At 38.3% G+C, this 16,717-nt stretch carries 17 protein-coding genes and 1 pseudogene; 8 read left to right on the top strand and 10 right to left on the bottom strand.

From position 1 onward, the window contains the following. Positions 1–9: 9 nt before the first annotated feature. The 3 genes from LC419_RS03695 to LC419_RS03705 all read right to left on the bottom strand — a co-directional run bounded on the left by LC419_RS03695 (position 10) and on the right by LC419_RS03705 (position 4,093). Positions 10–1,110: a linear amide C-N hydrolase gene (locus LC419_RS03695; RefSeq protein WP_223606078.1), complete on the bottom strand. Its 1,101-nt coding sequence runs from the start codon at positions 1,108–1,110 to the stop codon at positions 10–12. Between the two features lie 167 nt (positions 1,111–1,277). Further along, positions 1,278–2,231 carry a YafY family protein gene (locus LC419_RS03700; RefSeq protein ID WP_223606079.1) on the bottom strand — a complete coding sequence of 318 codons (954 nt, stop codon included), beginning with the start codon at positions 2,229–2,231 and terminating at the stop codon, positions 1,278–1,280. 134 nt (positions 2,232–2,365) lie between these two features. Then, the gene (locus LC419_RS03705; protein ID WP_223606730.1) at positions 2,366–4,093 is read right to left on the bottom strand and encodes an ABC transporter ATP-binding protein; all 1,728 of its coding nucleotides are present in this window, start codon (positions 4,091–4,093) and stop codon (positions 2,366–2,368) included. Between the two features lie 225 nt (positions 4,094–4,318). Between LC419_RS03705 and hmpA the strand changes: the two genes are divergently transcribed. Together hmpA and LC419_RS03715 are read left to right on the top strand one after the other, a co-directional pair. Further along, positions 4,319–5,521 (top strand): NO-inducible flavohemoprotein, encoded by a 1,203-nt coding sequence (gene hmpA / locus LC419_RS03710; protein WP_223606080.1) that lies wholly within the window; start codon positions 4,319–4,321, stop codon positions 5,519–5,521. Between the two features lie 6 nt (positions 5,522–5,527). After that, a complete protein-coding gene (locus LC419_RS03715) occupies positions 5,528–5,965 on the top strand; it encodes an Rrf2 family transcriptional regulator (protein WP_223606081.1) in 438 nt (145 codons plus the stop codon). Between the two features lie 624 nt (positions 5,966–6,589). Here the strand turns inward: LC419_RS03715 and lptB are convergent. Then, a pseudogene (lptB, locus tag LC419_RS03720) lies at positions 6,590–7,315 on the bottom strand (LPS export ABC transporter ATP-binding protein); the annotation flags it as partial. Positions 7,316–7,543: 228 nt separating this feature from the next. Between lptB and LC419_RS03725 the strand changes: the two are divergent. The 3 genes from LC419_RS03725 to LC419_RS03735 all read left to right on the top strand — a co-directional run bounded on the left by LC419_RS03725 (position 7,544) and on the right by LC419_RS03735 (position 8,937). Beyond that, positions 7,544–7,840, top strand: a complete 297-nt coding sequence (locus LC419_RS03725; RefSeq protein ID WP_223606083.1) for a TM2 domain-containing protein — start codon at positions 7,544–7,546, stop codon at positions 7,838–7,840. A gap of 133 nt (positions 7,841–7,973) precedes the next feature. Further along, complete coding sequence (locus LC419_RS03730) at positions 7,974–8,702, top strand: hypothetical protein (protein ID WP_223606084.1); 729 nt, start codon at positions 7,974–7,976, stop codon at positions 8,700–8,702. A 46-nt stretch (positions 8,703–8,748) separates the two neighbouring features. After that, the gene (locus tag LC419_RS03735; RefSeq protein WP_223606085.1) at positions 8,749–8,937 is read left to right on the top strand and encodes a bacteriocin; all 189 of its coding nucleotides are present in this window, start codon (positions 8,749–8,751) and stop codon (positions 8,935–8,937) included. Positions 8,938–9,018: 81 nt separating this feature from the next. On the opposite strand, the gene hemB is transcribed toward LC419_RS03735, so the two are convergent. Continuing rightward, the gene (hemB, locus tag LC419_RS03740) at positions 9,019–10,008 is read right to left on the bottom strand and encodes a porphobilinogen synthase (RefSeq protein WP_223606086.1); all 990 of its coding nucleotides are present in this window, start codon (positions 10,006–10,008) and stop codon (positions 9,019–9,021) included. Between the two features lie 118 nt (positions 10,009–10,126). Between hemB and LC419_RS03745 the strand changes: the two genes are divergently transcribed. The 3 genes from LC419_RS03745 (at position 10,127) to LC419_RS03755 (ending at position 12,810) form a co-directional block, all read left to right on the top strand. Next, entirely contained in the window at positions 10,127–10,477 is a 351-nt protein-coding gene (locus LC419_RS03745; RefSeq protein ID WP_034731965.1) for a T9SS type A sorting domain-containing protein, read from the top strand. A 105-nt stretch (positions 10,478–10,582) separates the two neighbouring features. Next, positions 10,583–11,494: an ABC transporter ATP-binding protein gene (locus tag LC419_RS03750; RefSeq protein ID WP_223606087.1), complete on the top strand. Its 912-nt coding sequence runs from the start codon at positions 10,583–10,585 to the stop codon at positions 11,492–11,494. 5 nt (positions 11,495–11,499) lie between these two features. Then, entirely contained in the window at positions 11,500–12,810 is a 1,311-nt protein-coding gene (locus LC419_RS03755; protein WP_223606088.1) for an ABC transporter permease, read from the top strand. A gap of 303 nt (positions 12,811–13,113) precedes the next feature. On the opposite strand, the gene LC419_RS03760 is transcribed toward LC419_RS03755, so the two are convergent. The 5 genes from LC419_RS03760 to LC419_RS03780 form a co-directional block, all read right to left on the bottom strand. Next, a complete protein-coding gene (locus LC419_RS03760) occupies positions 13,114–13,791 on the bottom strand; it encodes a porin family protein (protein ID WP_223606089.1) in 678 nt (225 codons plus the stop codon). A 21-nt stretch (positions 13,792–13,812) separates the two neighbouring features. Beyond that, positions 13,813–14,685 carry a succinate--CoA ligase subunit alpha gene (gene sucD, locus LC419_RS03765; RefSeq protein WP_034704619.1) on the bottom strand — a complete coding sequence of 291 codons (873 nt, stop codon included), beginning with the start codon at positions 14,683–14,685 and terminating at the stop codon, positions 13,813–13,815. A gap of 91 nt (positions 14,686–14,776) precedes the next feature. Further along, entirely contained in the window at positions 14,777–15,679 is a 903-nt protein-coding gene (locus LC419_RS03770; RefSeq protein WP_223606090.1) for an LpxD N-terminal domain-containing protein, read from the bottom strand. A gap of 70 nt (positions 15,680–15,749) precedes the next feature. Then, the gene (efp, locus tag LC419_RS03775; RefSeq protein ID WP_223606091.1) at positions 15,750–16,313 is read right to left on the bottom strand and encodes an elongation factor P; all 564 of its coding nucleotides are present in this window, start codon (positions 16,311–16,313) and stop codon (positions 15,750–15,752) included. A gap of 20 nt (positions 16,314–16,333) precedes the next feature. After that, positions 16,334–16,717 carry a hypothetical protein gene (locus LC419_RS03780; RefSeq protein WP_223606092.1) on the bottom strand — a complete coding sequence of 128 codons (384 nt, stop codon included), beginning with the start codon at positions 16,715–16,717 and terminating at the stop codon, positions 16,334–16,336.

Here is a 16,717-nt window from a genome sequence, read left to right on the forward strand (position 1 = left end):
GGTTTATTTTTATTCAGGTAAAATATTTTTTAAAAATTTAATGATATTTTCTTTTAGCTTGACAAAAGTTTCCGAAGTTCCGAATTCCTTGTTATCATATCCGATGGGAAATCCTTTCTCAACATATTCATTATTCTTATTCATGGTCAGAACCTGAAACTGATCATTCACTTTCCCCAGACTTTCCGTATGAATATCCAGAAATTTAACCTGAGCATTTTTTGAGAAATCCAGTTTACGGATATCAATGGTTTTAATTTCTTTTTTAAGATCCGAACGGAAATAGAGATTCATATTTTTTACATCAATCACCGTCTGCCATTCTCCGGCATAAATTGAGTTCAGAATATTCCATGCATAATCTACCGGCTTTTTGTCGTACTTGTAGTTGTTCAGCATATAATAAGCCCGGTTGTAGCGGTCTTCCCATTTTCCTTCTTTGGCAAAATCAAATTTTTCCTGTCCGCCTAAGAAATCAAATTTTTTAGCGTTGTCGAAATCTTTTTTATACTGGTTGTTGCATAAAAGTGGCATCGGCATATCTTTATCGGTCAGTACTTTATACTTTCCATTAAGCAAAGCGATGGTAGCTGTATTTCCTTTGGCATCACTCAGAAAAAAATGACTTCCCGCAGCATTCGGCCACCAGTCAATATTGGGACCTTCATTCAGATGATCTATCACTTCCTGTACAGACTGATAATTATCCAGCTGGTATTGAATCCACTGGGCCCAGAACATATTCGCCTGTTTTGGATTAAATACTTTTGTCGTTTCTTCAAGATATAGTTCAACCAGAAAAAGTCCCTTTTCATTCACTCCATAACATGGAAAGTCGTATCCGAGAAGATTGAAAGTCACCGATCCATATCTGGAAGTCCACTCTTTTGCAGATTTTAAATCATCAGTTGTAAGATTTTCCCAGCTGATATTTCTTTTCTGAATATCACGCTTGTTCACCACAATCATTCCCGGCATGGTTTTCCAGTTTTCATTAAAACCTACTACACAATGATCCTTTCCTTTCAGCAAAAATACCGAGCAGGCAGAAAGAATCCCGGAATATACAATTACAGCCAACAGAAGACTGCGTAAGAATATCGTTTTCATAAATTTATATTTATTAAAAGTAAGAAAGTTTGAGGCTGGAAGATGGAAGTTATTGAAGTCAAAAAACTACTACAAGCCTTTTTACTATTCTTTAAAGTTATTTCATCAAATTTGATGATCACAAGAAGTTGCAAGACTAACAGTAACTTCCCTCTTCCCTCCTTCTGTTATTCCAATTTTCTTGAAATACTTTCCGTTAAATGTCTGAGCTTCATTTTCAAAGATTCCGGTTCCAAAACTGTCGCATAATCTGCAAAAGTAATGAGCCAACGGGGAAAACCTTCATCAATCCATTCCGTATCAAAGGTCATTTCAATTCCATTTTCGGTCTCCGTTTCTTCAATAAAACCGTAGTACCTTTTTGAATTAACGATATGCCCGATTATTTTTTTCTCTACTAAAAGTCTAACCCTTGTTTTCTCCCCATTGGAATATCTTCTGTAATCGTTGATCTGTCCGTATTCCTGTGAAAACGGATTCTGAGTTTTAAAAATCTGTAAGATCCTGTCAACCCGGAACTGTCTGAAATCTTTTCTCAGGGTACAGAATGCCATGATATACCAGTAATTAAATTCAAAGAAAACACCGACCGCTTCAACTGTTCTGTTGGTTACTGTAGAATCCACGGTTTTATATTCAATGATCAATTGAGTTTTATCTGCAATACTTTCCAAAATGGTGGGAATCACATTTTTGATTTCACTTCCGGGCTGGGTATGGTGATTAAAAACATCAATCTGTTTTTCAATATTCCGGATCAGATTTTTATCTGAATGCCGAAGTACCGACCTTACTTTTTCCATCGCGGTCTGATAATGATCTCCAAGGCTTTGGTGGGAAAATTTCTGCATCAGTTTTTCAGCGGTGATAAAGCTCAGCACTTCTTCTTTTGTGAACATAATGGGCGGAAGTTTATAACCGTCCATCAGGGAGTATCCGTTCCCGGCTTCTCCTATAATAGGGATACCCGCATTCTCAAGTGTTTTCACGTCACGGTAAATCGTCCGGATACTGACATCAAATTTAGCAGCAAGGTCTTGTGCCCTTACTGTCGGTTTCGACTGCAGTTGTGTGAGAATAGCCGTTACTCTGTCCAGTTTTTTAAGATAGTGATCGTTCATATTAATATGACAAATCTATCAATCTTTTTTGGTCTGGAAAATATAAATCATGATTTTGATTGTTCGAATGAAGCAAATCCATAATGTATAAATGTCTGCAAAATCAGCAGGATCTGCTAGAACAAAAATTCTGATCAATTATCCTTAAAAGAATTCACCAGTTTATCCAGATTTAAACTTCTTGCCGAAGCATCAAAAATTTCACGGTACGTTCCATTAAGCTGAACCAGATCATCGTGAGTTCCGCTTTCCACTACCCTTCCTTTTTTCATCACGTAAATCGTATCCGAATCCAGGATCTGTGACAGTGAATGGGAAATAATAACCACAGTCCGGCCTTCTTTAATGGCATCCAGCGAATTCTTGATCTGCTCCGTAGCAATAGCGTCCAGACTGGCCGTTGGCTCATCAAGGAAAATAATCGGTGGATTTTTCAGGAATAATCTGGCTATGGCAATTCTCTGCTGCTGCCCTCCCGAAAGCTGAGTAGCATCATGCTGATAACCATCCGGAAGATCCAGAATCTGATCGTGCAGGTAGGCTTTTCTTGAAGCTTCCTGAATTTCCTCAAAACTGGCATTCATATCACCATATCGGATATTATCTTCAATGCTTCCCTGGAAAATATGGTTTCTCTGAAGAACAAGACCTAAATCGTTTCTCAGAAAAGTATTATTAAATTCATTTAAATCAACTCCATCCAGCAGAATCTCTCCGGAATTTGGAAGATAGAATTTACAGAGCAGATTGATCACCGTTGATTTTCCGGCTCCGCTCAGCCCTACGAGTGCTGTAGTTTTCCCGTTCTCAATTTTCATGGAAACATCGTGTAAGGCTTTTGTTCCGTTCGGATAACTGAAATCTACATTTTTCAGTTCAAAATTTCCTTTGATCTGCTTTTCTACATAGGTTCCGTTCTGTTCTTTTTCATCATCAGCATTCAGTATCTCAAAATAGCCTTCTGCATAGATCATGGCATCATTCATATCATCGTAAATTCTGTGAAGCTGACGAATAGGAGCTGAAATATTATTAAATAGCATAATGTGAAGCATGATTGCTCCGATCGTCATCTGCTGGTCCAATACCAAATACACCGTCAGAAGAATAATTAAAACCACTCCAAACTGCTCGATGAATGTTTTTAAACCATCATAAATAAAGTTGGTTTTCCTGGTGAACATCTGACTTTCCATCAACTCCATCTGCAGGTCATACTGTTTTTTACCTTCAAATTTTTCACGGACAAAACTCTTGATCACCATAATGGAATTGATCAGATTTAATAATCCTGAAGTTTTCCTTTCTCTTTGATTTCTGAGCTGACGGCGAACTCCCCCCAATTTTTTTGCCTGCAGTGAACTTATATAAAAATAGATCGGGACAATGATCGTAGAAACCATTCCAACATATACATTCTGCATGTACATAATGATTAAGGCAATGATGGCATTGGAAAACAGAGGTAATATATCAATAAAGAAGTTCTGCACCAGCTTCGTTAGGCTTTCAATACCACGGTCTATCCTGATCTGCAGCTTTCCGGACTCATGATTCTCATCATTGAAATAAGCTACCCTGTACGACAGGATCTTATCGATGGCAGATTGGGCCAGAACGGAACTCACATTGATCCTTATTTTTTCACCATAAAACTTCTGCCCGAAATTGATAAAAATATTGAGCAGTTCTTTTCCGAGTAAAATAATCGAGATGACCACCAGAATATGGATTCCTTCAGACATCGGGTGCGGAAGATGAGTAAGATTGGTCACCTCATCCACCGTATATTTTAATACAAGGGGGTTAACCTGTGCAGCAAGAGCGCCTAAAAAAGTAAGAAACAACGTCCCGTAAATCATTAAACGGTAAGGTCTGATAAATGGAACCAGCTGTTTATAGACTCCAAATAAGGTGACGGTTCTGTTAAAAGGTTTTGCCATGAGAATTCGTTAATCAAAATTTATACATTTTTTGGCAAAAATCGCTGTTTTTTTCCAATAAATGTTTAAAATCATATTGTTGTATTTTAAATACAACAAATAAAAATCTTTTTGTAGATTTGTCTCATTATTAAATAAAACAAGATGAATCCGAACCAAAAAAAATTAATCACATCGACGGTACCTGTTTTAAAAACGAATGGTACAGATCTTACGAAACACTTTTATGCAAGAATGTTTAAACATCATCCTGAGCTGAAAAATATTTTCAACATGAGCCATCAGGCCAGTGGAAAACAGCAACATGCTTTGGCCGGTGCAGTCCTTGCCTATGCGGAACACATTGAAAATCCGGAGGTCCTTATGAATGTTTTGAAGTCTATCGGCAATAAACATGTAAGTCTTAATATCAGCCCGGAGCAGTACGATATCGTTGGACATCATTTAATTTCTTCCATTAAAGAAGTGCTGGGAGAAGCTGCCACCGATGAATTGATTGAAGCGTGGACACAGGCTTATAACGAGCTCGCACAAATCATGATCTCTATTGAAGAAGATCTGTATCAGTCTACGCTTAAAAAAGACGGAGGATGGAAAGGTTGGAGAACCTTTGTTATTGCGGATATTGCTGAGGAGAGCAGTGAAGTTAAATCTTTCTACTTAAAACCACAAGATGAGGGTTCCATCGCAGATTATCTTCCCGGACAGTATCTTTCTGTGAAATTATTTATCCCGGGATTGGGTCATGAACAGGTCAGACAATACAGTCTTTCATCTGCTTTTAACCCGGAACACTATAGAATATCCGTAAAAAAAGAAGTCAATCCAAACGCTCCGGAAGGTGCAGTTTCCAATGTTCTGCATCAGAAAAATATCGGTGATGAAATATGGGTAAGTGCTCCTGCAGGGGTATTCCATGCGGGTGTTGACGGTAATCAGCCATTGGTATTAATCAGTGGTGGTATTGGGGTAACGCCACTTCTCAGCATGCTCGAAACCAATAAAAATAAGCTTCAGGAAAACACAACTGTATGGCTTCACAGCTGCCGCAATGAAAAAGTTCATGCCTTCAAGGACCAGATCGATCTATTGAACCAGGACAACGAGTGGCTGACTACCCATATTTTTTATGAAACGGTTTCAAAAAATGAAAATAGTGCTATAAAAGAAGGAAGAATTGATTTGGTAGAACTCAAAGACGAGGTACTGATTGATGATGCAAAGTATTATATTTGTGGTCCGGAAGTCTTTATCAAAGTGCAGTATAATTCTCTTATCAAACTTGGAATTGCACAGGAAAATATTTTATTTGAGGAGTTTGGACCTCAATTACTTCATTTTAATTAATTATCAATGAAACTGAATCACTTTACCGATTACAGCCTGCGTGTCTTAATCTATTTAAACAAAAAGGACAAAACCGCTTCATCTTCTTTGGATGAGCTGTCCGGGGAGTTGGATATATTGCGCAATCATCTCATTAAGGTGGTTCAGTTTTTATCTAAAGAAGAACTGGTCATTACGAAAAGAGGAAAAAATGGTGGTATTATAATATCTGACAAAGCCCTCAATACAGGACTGGGTACTCTGATTCACCTTTTGGAACAGGATGATTCTCCCGTCATCAACTGCCACTCCAAACCTTGTGTTTTTATGCCTTTCAGCTGTCAGTTGAAATTCTTTCTGGATACTGCTTATCAAGCTTTTATAGATAGCATGAACCAGCACAAACTCTCTGATATTGTGTTTAATAACTGGGAAAGTATCTTCGCAGGCCGTCAAAATGTTTGATTTTAGATATCAGATTTCAGACACTAGATGTGAGACATTAGGTTAAGGCTGAGATTGAAAAATGTGAATGGTCAATTTTGCTTTGCAAGTGAATGGTAAGTGGTAGATTGGAGAATCGTGAATCAAGAGCCAAGATGATAGATGTCAGACATCAGACAATAATCTTATTAACTTAATTACTACAAACAAGCAACCAGCAACCACCTCCAAACTCATTTACCCTCAAACCCTCTTACTCTCAAACCCCAAAACTCTCCGACGCTCCAACTGGTTACCCGGTTATTCAATTTATCCTTCGTAGAAATACGTTGTAAGGTAATGCAGTTCCGGCTTACTGGCTGCTTTAGATTCTGCTTCTGCCTGCTCCAAGGTATACTGAGAAGTCAGTTCTTTTCTTTGGAAAACGAAAGAATTATTGGCATTCTTATCTACCACTTCATTGAAGATATGTTCAATTTCTGAATTGGCAAGTGAAGCAAAACTGGCGTCTTCAAAGCCGTACATCAGTCTCAGATCATCAAACTGTCCGAAGTTTTCATCTACAAATCCCTGAAGCTGTGGTTTAGAATCAAAATTCCCCGCCCAGATGTTATAGATATATTTTTTCTTTTTCGGTTTGTCTAAAATACTCTGATATACAAAGTTCTCACCCAGATAAGCCTCTCTTACCTGCGGATCATTGGCAAGATCTTCCGGAAGTCCTTCTTTCAGGATCTTTCCTTCAAACATGATGTATGTTTTATTGGTAATGGCTAAGGTCTGCTGTACGTTGTGGTCGGTGATCAGGATCCCGATATTTTTGTCTACCAAACTTCTCACAATCTTCTGGATATCTTCCACCGCAATCGGGTCTACCCCTGCAAAAGGCTCATCTAGAAGGATAAAATTCGGACTGGTAGCAAGACATCGTGCAATTTCGGTTCTACGTCTTTCTCCACCGGAAAGAAGGTCCCCTCTGTTTTTACGTACATGCTGCAATGAAAATTCTTCAATCAGTTCATCACATTTGATCTGCTGCTCACGTCTTGAAAGCTTGGTAAGCTGTAAAACACCCATGATGTTTTCTTCTACAGACAGCTTTCTGAAAATCGAAGCTTCCTGTGCCAGATACCCGATTCCTTTCTGAGCACGACGATACATCGCATCCGTAGTAATTTCCTGCTTATCGAGGAAGATTTTTCCTGAAGTAGGCTTAACCAGTCCCACGATCATATAAAACGAAGTGGTCTTTCCTGCTCCGTTAGGACCAAGCAAACCAACAATTTCTCCCTGTTGAACCTGTACAGAAACGCCTTTTACTACTTTTTTAGGACCGTATTCTTTGATTAAGTTTTCTCCTCGTAAAATCATAGGAGCAAAGATAAAGTTTTTTTGAATTCAAATTTTAGATTATAAACTCTATCCCCGGTTTTTTGATGGATTGGTTTTAATTTCATTGATCATTCCTGCTATATTTAAAGGGGGCAAGCATGAATTTCATTAAAAAACTAAAGCATTTAAACCCTTATTTTGTAACTCCCTCCCTTTTTCTTCGACGTATTGGGAAATTATTTTATTCATCACCAAAAAAAATTAACAATGGAAAATTACGGTTATACCAAAACAGACGGCACACAAAACCAGCAGCAAAGTAATGTTCCTTACCGCTCGGAAAAGAAAATTCCTGCGGCGATATTAGGAATTCTTGTAGGCTGGCTGGCTTTAAATAAATTTTATCTGGGCTATACCAAAGAAGGTGTGATTCAGCTTGTCCTGAATATTGTCACTTTTGGGGCGGCTTCCATTATTCCTTTTATTGAGGGGATTTTATACCTGTTCATGAATGATAAGCAGTTTGATGATACCTATGTGTATGGGAAAAAAGGATGGCTTTAATGATGGGATGATTTGATGATTTGACGATTTGATGATGGGATGATGTGGAGATGGGGTGATTCGTTGATATGGACGTCTTCATTTTTGTTTTATTTCCTTATTTTTATGCCACCAAATCAAGAATTAATTTACTATGGAAAATAATCAAGACCTGACAGATCTGCTCGCGCTGGACCTGGGTGTCAATATTGTGAACAGAAGGCCTTACGCCAAAGAAGTTTTCAAATGGCAGGACATGGATCTTCTTCCCCATTCATCGGCAGACACTTTGCTGTGTGAGATCTTTGAATGGAACGGAAGAAACTGGAGAACTACGGAAAATAACCTCATCGGATTTCTTTTTTCCGGAGATGTTCTCAGTAAGGTAAAAGAACAGCTGGTGAATACACCGAAACATCCTGCGCTGATACCGGATTTTGAATTCACAAAAGACAGCATGGTTGAATATGGCCTGTCACTGCCTTCTCTATTCAATATCGGGGTGAACGGAAATATCAAAAATGCCACTAATTTTTCAGTACGCGTCAACGGAGTGACCAAATCAAGGGTGACGAATATCGATTCTCCCGGAATTGAAATTCTGAAAAACTACTCCCAGTTTACCCAGGACAAATCCAAAACGTACCGGAAAAATATCAAGTTTAACTATCTGAGTACTTCCCTGTTTTATGCGGAAAGTGTAGAGATCTTTCTTGAAAAGGAATCAGGGGTTGGGCTGGATGTCAGCTTCCAGACCACAGACGTCGAAGTGGATGCTAAAATAGATACGGATACTAAAAAACATTTTGTTTTAAAATATTCTGGAAATCAGGCTCCTTTCGCTGCTAAATTCACAAAAGGAAAAGATTTCAACATCATGTGATAAATTTTTATTATTTTAGTTTTAACTAACCTATACAATATTTATCATGAAAAAATTAACGAAAAAAGATCTGAAGAAAATTAATGGTGGAAAATTAAGATTTCCGGATGCCAACGGAAATTGCCCTGCCGGATGGTATCTTTGTCCAACAAACGTTTGTATAGATGATAACGGAGGAGAAAATCCTATTCAACCGGGAGACCGTGATTACAGAGCATGCTTCGGACACGATTAAGAACATTCTTACATCATATCATTGAACTGCCCCTGAAATATCATTTTCAGGGGCAGTTTATTTTTAGCTGATGATTGGGAATTATCTATTCAAGATCAATGCAGCTTCTTTGGCAAAATAAGTAAAAATCATATCTGCTCCGGCTCTTTTAAAGCACGTAAGACTTTCAATGATTGTTTTATCATTATCCAGCCATCCGTTCTGTGCAGCCGCTTTTACCATCGCATATTCTCCGCTTACGTTATAAACCGCGATCGGAAGATCAATGGCTTCACGTACTTTAGAAACGATGTCCAAATAAGGTAGTCCCGGTTTGATCATGATGATATCCGCGCCTTCATCGATATCTTTAAATACTTCGTTCAAAGCTTCACGGGAATTGTGGAAATCCATCTGATAGGTCTTTTTATCTTTCGGAATTTCCATATTGTCTTTCGGTGCGCTGTCCAGGGCACTTCTGAAAGGTCCATAGAAAGAGCTTGCATATTTCGCAGAATAACTCAGAATTCCTACATCAGTAAATCCGCTTTCTTCCAGAGCTTCACGGATCGCCAAAACTCTTCCGTCCATCATATCACTTGGTGCCACAATGTCAGCTCCTGCTTCAGCGTGTGATACGGACATTCTTGCCAGTGCATCATTGGTAGCGTCATTCATGATCTTTCCGTTTTCAATGATTCCATCGTGTCCGTAGATTGAATAAGGATCCAAAGCTACATCCGGCATTACAATCATTCCCGGTACGGCATCTTTAATCGTTCTGATCGTCTGCTGCATCAGTCCGTCCTTGTTCCATGCTTCTTTTCCGGTATTGTCTTTAAGATGCTCTGACACCTTCATGTACAGATTGACAGATTTTACTCCCAAAGAAAATAATTCCTTACATTCCTTCACGGTCAAATCTATGCTCCTCCTGAAAATTCCCGGCATCGACGGGATTGCTTCCTGCTGGTTTTCGCCCTCCATTACGAAGATAGGCATTACAAAATCATCAGTTGTAAGGATGTTTTCTCTTACTAAACTTCTGATAGATTCATTAACTCTAAGCCTTCTATTTCTTGAATGTATCATTTTGGAATACTTTTTGAATAAGTTTCTACAAATTTACTACAACTTATATAAAAAACTATTGTATAGAATTGTAGAATTGTTTATTTTTGTTTCAATACATTCGAGAAATTATAATTTGATGAAAAAACTTTTACTTTTATTTATATTTATTGGCGCTTTCGTTGGGTTTTCCAACAATATGCAAGCACAGCTGAGAGAGCCGGGTTCCCCAACACAGAAGTCTGATGACGGTGTACTGGTAGCTTACCCAAATCCCGCGAAAGATTTCCTTCTGATCAAAGCAAAAGATACTGCTTTAAAGATCAAAAGTGTAACTTTCTATTCCATTCTGGGAACACAGGTAGCCAATTATTCTGTCAACATGAATTCCGGAGAGATCAATATTGAAAAATTAAAACCCGGAAAATACTTGATTCGCTATATTTTAAGCGATAATACCCAAAAGGTTACTCAAATCGTAAAACAATAAAAATTAAATCCTGATAATCATCAGGATTTTTTCTTTTACCTCCGTTCTCCCCTAATATTTCCGTAAATTTAGGGACTTTTTTATACTCATTATAAAAACAATTGAATGCTTAAAGCTGAACATATCAGAAAGACCTATAGCGCCGGGAAGAAAGTGGCATTGGATGATTTCAGCATCCATGTACCTCAGGGCAGTATTTATGGTCTTCTAGGGCCGAACGGAGCCGGAAAAACTTCTTTTATCCGTATCATCAACCAGATTACCCAGGCAGATTCCGGAGATGTATTCATCAACGGTAATAAGCTTAATCCAACGCACATCAGAGATATCGGCTATATGCCAGAAGAAAGAGGTCTGTACAAAAATATGAGTGTGGGTGATCAGATTCTTTATTTCGGGGAACTGAAAGGAATGACCAAAAATGATGCTTTGAATGAAGCCAAAAAATGGTTTGAGAAACTGAACATCGACCAATGGTGGAAAAAGAAACTGTCTGAGCTTTCAAAAGGAATGGCCCAGAAGATCCAGTTCGTGGTAACTGTTCTTCACCGTCCGCACCTGTTGATCCTTGATGAACCTTTTTCAGGTTTTGACCCGGTGAACGCCAATTTGATTAAAGACCAGATCATCGATCTTAAAAATAACGGAACCACGATCATCCTTTCTACCCACAGAATGGAAAGTGTTGAGGAAATGTGTGATTATGTAGCACTGATCAATAATTCCAAGAAGATTATTGACGGAAGGGTTTTTGACGTAAGAGAAAAGTTTAAGAAGAATATTTTCGGAGTTACTATTTCTGAGGTGGATGAAGCTCAGTTTAACAGCTTCAAAGCCACTCATGAGATCTTTAATTTCACCAATGAAAATAATCTTATTTCTTTTGATCTGAAAAATGAAAGCGGACAGAATGACATCCTGCTGGATCTTGTGAACATAGGAAAAGTAAGATCATTCGACGAAAGAATTCCGAGCATGAATGAAGTGTTTATTAATGCCGTAAGTAACCATTCTTAATTTTTATGAACAATATTTATTTAATTACAAAAAGGGAATTTCTTACGCAGGTTAAGAAAAAATCCTTCATTATATTAACGCTGCTCGCTCCTCTTTTACTGGTTGGTTTTGGAGCGGTAATCGGGCTGATGTTTAAAGCCAATGAATCTCACAGCATTATTGAAGTGGTGGATAAAAGCGGGCTTTTTAAAGATCAGCTGAAATCGAATGACAAACTGAATTATGTATTTGTTTCCGCAGCAGATGAGAAAGCAAAAATCAATAATCTTAAAGACAATGAATCGCTGGATGGCATTCTGATCCTTCCTGAACTTAAAGATCATGATTACGCCAACCTTGAAAACAGCACTAGACTAATCGTCAATGCCAAGATGGGCTTTGATACGAAACAGAAAATCGTTTCGGATATCACGGATGTCATCAAAAAAGAAAAAATCAAACAGCTCGGTATTGAAGAATCCCAGCTAAACAGTCTTGATAAAAGCTTTACGTTAAAAACCATTAATGTTTCCAATAACAATAAGGAAGACTCTGACCTTGCTTTCGGCGTAAAAAGTGGCTTAAGCATCCTTCTTATGTATGTGACGTTTATGTTCATCATCATTTATGGAGTAAGAGTAATGAGAAGCGTTCTTGAGGAGAAGAACAACCGTGTGGTAGAGATTATCATTTCATCTGTTAAACCTTTTGAACTGATGATGGGTAAAATATTAGGTGTAACACTGGTAGCTCTGACTCAGTTTGTGATCTGGATCTCAATGTCTGTAGTAGGGGCTTTGGTTCTGAATACCGGCTTTGCTTCTTTTCAGAAAAATATTCCCGGAGGCAATGAGGCACTGGCAAGCAAGCTTGATATCGCACAGATCGCTACACAGATTTCTCACAGCCTTTTGGAACTGAATTTCCCGCTGATCATCTTTGTATTCATTGTATTTTTCCTTTTGGGCTATATTTTCTACAGCTCAATTTATGCAGCCATCGGTTCTGCCGTGGATAATGAAACAGAGACACAGCAATTCACCTTATTTGCAATTCTACCGCTTAGTTTAGGGATGTATGGAAGTTTTTCACTGATGAACAATCCTGACGGTCCTTTGGGCTTCTGGCTGTCTATTATCCCGTTCACTTCACCGGTTGCCATGATCGCCAGAATACCTTTCGGGGTTCCGGCGTGGCAGATTGCATTATCTATTACTTTATTACTGGGGACCACTATTTTAATGATATTCCTGGCCGGAAAGATTTACCGTGTGGGGATCTTAATGTATGGGAATAAGGCGACCTTGAAGGAGATCTGGAAATGGATAAGAGGATAAGTCTAAAAGTTCTTTTGTCTTGAAACAAAATGAACCAAAAATTCAAGGCTGGAATCTTCCGCTAAAAATTAAAACTTGCTCCTAAAATTCCCAAACTCGTGCGGATTTACTATTGCTTCTTCAATTCAATATTCTACCCGCACTCAAACAGTGGTAATTTTTTAACGGATCAAGATTTAATTTTTTTAACGCTACAGCTTCCTAGACCACTAGAAATAGATTTACTGACAAATTTTTGTCATATAACACAAAAATCCCGGAAATTGATTTCCGGGATTTTTTATGTCTGAATAACTTATTATTCTATTTGAAGATATAACTTAAGCTTAGGCTGATCACCTGCTCAGACTTGCCTTTGTTACTCCCTCCTTTTTCTTTGGCAAGATCAGGATAAGTATCTGAAAGACCTAGGTCATATTTAAGAGCTAATTCCAGCTGTCTTTTGTAGCTATAACCTACTCCTAATCCAAGGGCGAAATTAAAGCTTGCTGCTTTTCCGCTAACTCCTGCTGGATATGCAGAGTCTGTAATAACATAATCCGGGTCATAATAAGGTCTGCCTACCGGTGCATTTTTAACATTCTGACTCATCAGGAAGTTAAATCTTGGTCCAATCATTCCAAAGAATTCTGATTCAGCCTCAGAAAAATATCCTTTAAAATAGATGGGCACACTCAGATAGTTGTTACCATATACTGCATCATAACCGTCTTTTCCTTTAGCATCTTTATCTTTCCCCGTTTCTCCTGCACCATAGTACACGACCTCCGGCTGTAAATAAAACTGATTCGATTTTCCGATCGGGATAAGAGCTAAAGCTCCACCCTGAAACGCGTATTTCGGACCAGAAGGATTATGGGCATTTCTTACTCTGGAATAGTTACCTCCTGCCGTTAGACCAAATCTTGTACTTTTAAAGTCGATCTGGGCGAAGGACAGGGTTGAAAGGGTCAATGCTGAGGTTAATAAAAGTTTTTTCATATGTTTTGTTTTGTATAGCTATTATCCAAGAACTTTAGCAACGGTAACTCCGATATCAGCAGGAGAATCTACCACGTTGATTCCGTTCTCTCTCATGATCTGCATTTTAGCCTGAGCAGTATCTTCATCACCTCCTACGATAGCACCAGCGTGTCCCATAGTTCTTCCCTTAGGAGCAGTTTGTCCAGCGATAAATCCTACAACCGGTTTAGTAGATCCGCTAGCTTTGTACCATCTTGCAGCTTCAGCCTCAAGACCACCACCGATTTCTCCGATCATTACTACTGCTTCAGTTTCAGGGTCGTTGATGAATAATTCAAGAGCTTCTCTTGTCGTCGTTCCAATGATTGGGTCACCACCGATACCGATTGCTGTAGAAACACCGTAACCGGCTTTTACTACCTGATCAGCAGCTTCGTAAGTAAGCGTACCTGATTTTGAAACGATACCTACTTTACCTTTTTTGAAAACGAATCCTGGCATGATACCAATTTTAGCTTCTTCAGAAGTAATGATTCCCGGACAGTTTGGACCGATTAATCTACAGTCTCTGTCAGCGATGTAAGATTTTACTTTCACCATATCCGCTACAGGAATACCTTCAGTAATACATACGATAACTTTGATCCCTGCTTCAGCAGCTTCCATGATCGCATCAGCAGCGAATGCAGGTGGTACGAAAATGATACTTACGTTAGCTCCGGCTTTTTCTACAGCGTCTGCTACTGTATTAAATACAGGTTTCCCTAAGTGCTCAGATCCTCCTTTTCCTGGAGTTACCCCTCCTACTACGTTGGTTCCGTATTCAATCATCTGACCTGCGTGGAAAGTACCTTCGTTCCCTGTAAATCCTTGTACAATTACTTTAGAATCTTTGTTTACTAAAATTGACATTTTATTGATGTTTTAATTTATTTAAATATTTTATTAATGCTCACAAATTTACTTATTTTTCTTTGATTTCATACAAAACCAAGAGAATAGTTTATTTGAGATTTCTCAGCTTTACTTCTTTTTTCAGATAGCCTTTAAAATCTTCTGCAAACATCCCTATGTAGGTTCCTTTTTTAAGATCTCTGTTCACGCCTGTTTTACCCAGAAGGACAGATCCTCCTTCAATTGTGTTCCCGGAAGCAATACCCACCTGACCCCAAAGCGTCACCTCATCTCCAATGACACAGCATCCTGCGATTCCGACCTGTGAAGCGATCAGGCATTTTTTCCCGATTACGGTGTCGTGTCCGATTTGGATTTGATTATCCAAAACAGATCCTTCCCCGATGACCGTGGAATCCGTCACGCCTCTATCGATGGTACAGTTGTTTCCGATCTCTACATTGTTTTCAATAATGACGTTTCCTACAGAGATCAGACGGTCAAAATTTCCGTTCAGTTTTCTGTAATAGAAAGCGTCACCTCCCAATACTGTTCCGGACTGGATGATGACATTATCCCCGATTTCAGTTCTGTCGCCAATCACAACATTAGGGAAGATAAGACTGTTTTTTCCGATCTTCACATTATTTCCAATGACTGCCGTAGAGTGGATCCTTGTTCCCTCGCCTATTTCAGCATCGTGAAGTTCTTCCGTGAAATTATATATTCTCGTAAAGTGAGTATTGATTTTATTGAAGTCTCTGAAAGGATCATCAGAAACCAAAAGGGCTTTTCCTTCCGGACATTCTACCTTTTTGTCGATCAAGATGATCGTAGCGGCTGAATTCAGCGCTTTATCGTAATATTTCGGATGGTTGACAAAAACGATTTCACCTGGTTTTATCATATGAATCTCATTGGTTCCCAATACTTCAAAGTCTTCGGGGCCAACAAATTCCGAGCCTATTAAATCGGCAATAGTTTTGAGCTTTTGCGGAGAATGGAATCTCATAACAATTGATTTTCTTATAAAAACAAAATTCGGAATGCTAGTGCAAACCGAATTTATGTAAATTTTATGATTATTTTACTCTTTCTAAGTAGCTACCGTCTTCCGTATTTACTTTGATTTTATCACCTGGCTCGATGAACAAAGGTACATTTACTCTGGCTCCTGTTTCAACGATTGCGTTTTTAAGAGCATTAGTAGCTGTATTTCCTTTTATGCCCGGATCAGCTTCAATTACTTCCAGATAAACTGACTGAGGAAGTTCTGCAGAAAGTGGAGTTTCATCAATTTCTTTCAAAATAATCGTTACTTCTTCACCAGCTTTCATAAACTGAGCGTTTTCGATCATCTCTTTATCAAGATACAATTGAGAGAAATCATCATTATTCATGAAGTGGAAACCATTCTCATCATCGTAAAGATACTGAAACTTTCTGGTGATCACTTTTACTTCATCAATCTTGTGTCCTGCAGAAAAAGTATTATCAAGTACTTTTCCGTTGGTTACCGATTTTAGTTTTGTTCTTACGAAAGCAGGTCCTTTCCCTGGCTTTACGTGCATAAATTCAACTACTTTGAAAATGTCATTGCTAAATTCGATGCAAAGTCCTTTTCTTATATCGTTACTTGTTGCCATTAATGTATGTTATCTTTTTTTTATTTTGTTTTAAAAATTGGTAATCCTACCTGCATAGAACCTTTACCTGTAGCCGTTCCCGTTGGGTTCACCACTTTTCCTGATGGAGAAATAAATGATCCGTTGCTTGTATTATTAAAATTCAGATTATTTTGTTGCAGCTGGTTAGCATTGATCTGAACTTGAGAATTATTTTGATTTTTATTCAAAAATGATTCATTATACTTACTTTTCTGCATGAAAGTTCCAACATTATTTTTAGCTATACTATCATTCTGCTGCGTAGTATTTCTTTCAATAATCGGCCTTGAAGGCTTGCTTTCAACTTTCGAGCTTACTTTCTCCTGTCCCCATATCACTGAGAATGAAGAGAAAAATAGTAGGGTTAAAAATAATTTTTTCAT

The organism is Chryseobacterium sp. OSA05B (assembly GCF_019970065.1).
Lineage (GTDB): Bacteria > Bacteroidota > Bacteroidia > Flavobacteriales > Weeksellaceae > Chryseobacterium.

Bases quoted from the DNA above. Each gene is read 5' to 3' on its own strand.
- hemB (WP_223606086.1), bottom strand. From the start codon at position 10,008: ATGATACATTCAAGAAATAGAAGGCTTAGAGTTAATGAATCTATCAGA.
- LC419_RS03705 (WP_223606730.1), bottom strand. From the start codon at position 4,093: ATGATTTACGGGACGTTGTTTCTTACTTTTTTAGGCGCTCTTGCTGCA.
- efp (WP_223606091.1), bottom strand. From the start codon at position 16,313: ATGGCAACAAGTAACGATATAAGAAAAGGACTTTGCATCGAATTTAGC.
- LC419_RS03715 (WP_223606081.1), top strand. From the start codon at position 5,528: ATGAAACTGAATCACTTTACCGATTACAGCCTGCGTGTCTTAATCTAT.
- LC419_RS03730 (WP_223606084.1), top strand. From the start codon at position 7,974: ATGGAAAATAATCAAGACCTGACAGATCTGCTCGCGCTGGACCTGGGT.
- LC419_RS03755 (WP_223606088.1), top strand. From the start codon at position 11,500: ATGAACAATATTTATTTAATTACAAAAAGGGAATTTCTTACGCAGGTT.
- LC419_RS03700 (WP_223606079.1), bottom strand. From the start codon at position 2,231: ATGAACGATCACTATCTTAAAAAACTGGACAGAGTAACGGCTATTCTC.
- LC419_RS03745 (WP_034731965.1), top strand. From the start codon at position 10,127: ATGAAAAAACTTTTACTTTTATTTATATTTATTGGCGCTTTCGTTGGG.
- LC419_RS03770 (WP_223606090.1), bottom strand. From the start codon at position 15,679: ATGAGATTCCATTCTCCGCAAAAGCTCAAAACTATTGCCGATTTAATA.
- LC419_RS03760 (WP_223606089.1), bottom strand. From the start codon at position 13,791: ATGAAAAAACTTTTATTAACCTCAGCATTGACCCTTTCAACCCTGTCC.
- hmpA (WP_223606080.1), top strand. From the start codon at position 4,319: ATGAATCCGAACCAAAAAAAATTAATCACATCGACGGTACCTGTTTTA.
- LC419_RS03695 (WP_223606078.1), bottom strand. From the start codon at position 1,110: ATGAAAACGATATTCTTACGCAGTCTTCTGTTGGCTGTAATTGTATAT.
- sucD (WP_034704619.1), bottom strand. From the start codon at position 14,685: ATGTCAATTTTAGTAAACAAAGATTCTAAAGTAATTGTACAAGGATTT.
- LC419_RS03780 (WP_223606092.1), bottom strand. From the start codon at position 16,717: ATGAAAAAATTATTTTTAACCCTACTATTTTTCTCTTCATTCTCAGTG.
- LC419_RS03750 (WP_223606087.1), top strand. From the start codon at position 10,583: ATGCTTAAAGCTGAACATATCAGAAAGACCTATAGCGCCGGGAAGAAA.
- LC419_RS03735 (WP_223606085.1), top strand. From the start codon at position 8,749: ATGAAAAAATTAACGAAAAAAGATCTGAAGAAAATTAATGGTGGAAAA.
- LC419_RS03725 (WP_223606083.1), top strand. From the start codon at position 7,544: ATGGAAAATTACGGTTATACCAAAACAGACGGCACACAAAACCAGCAG.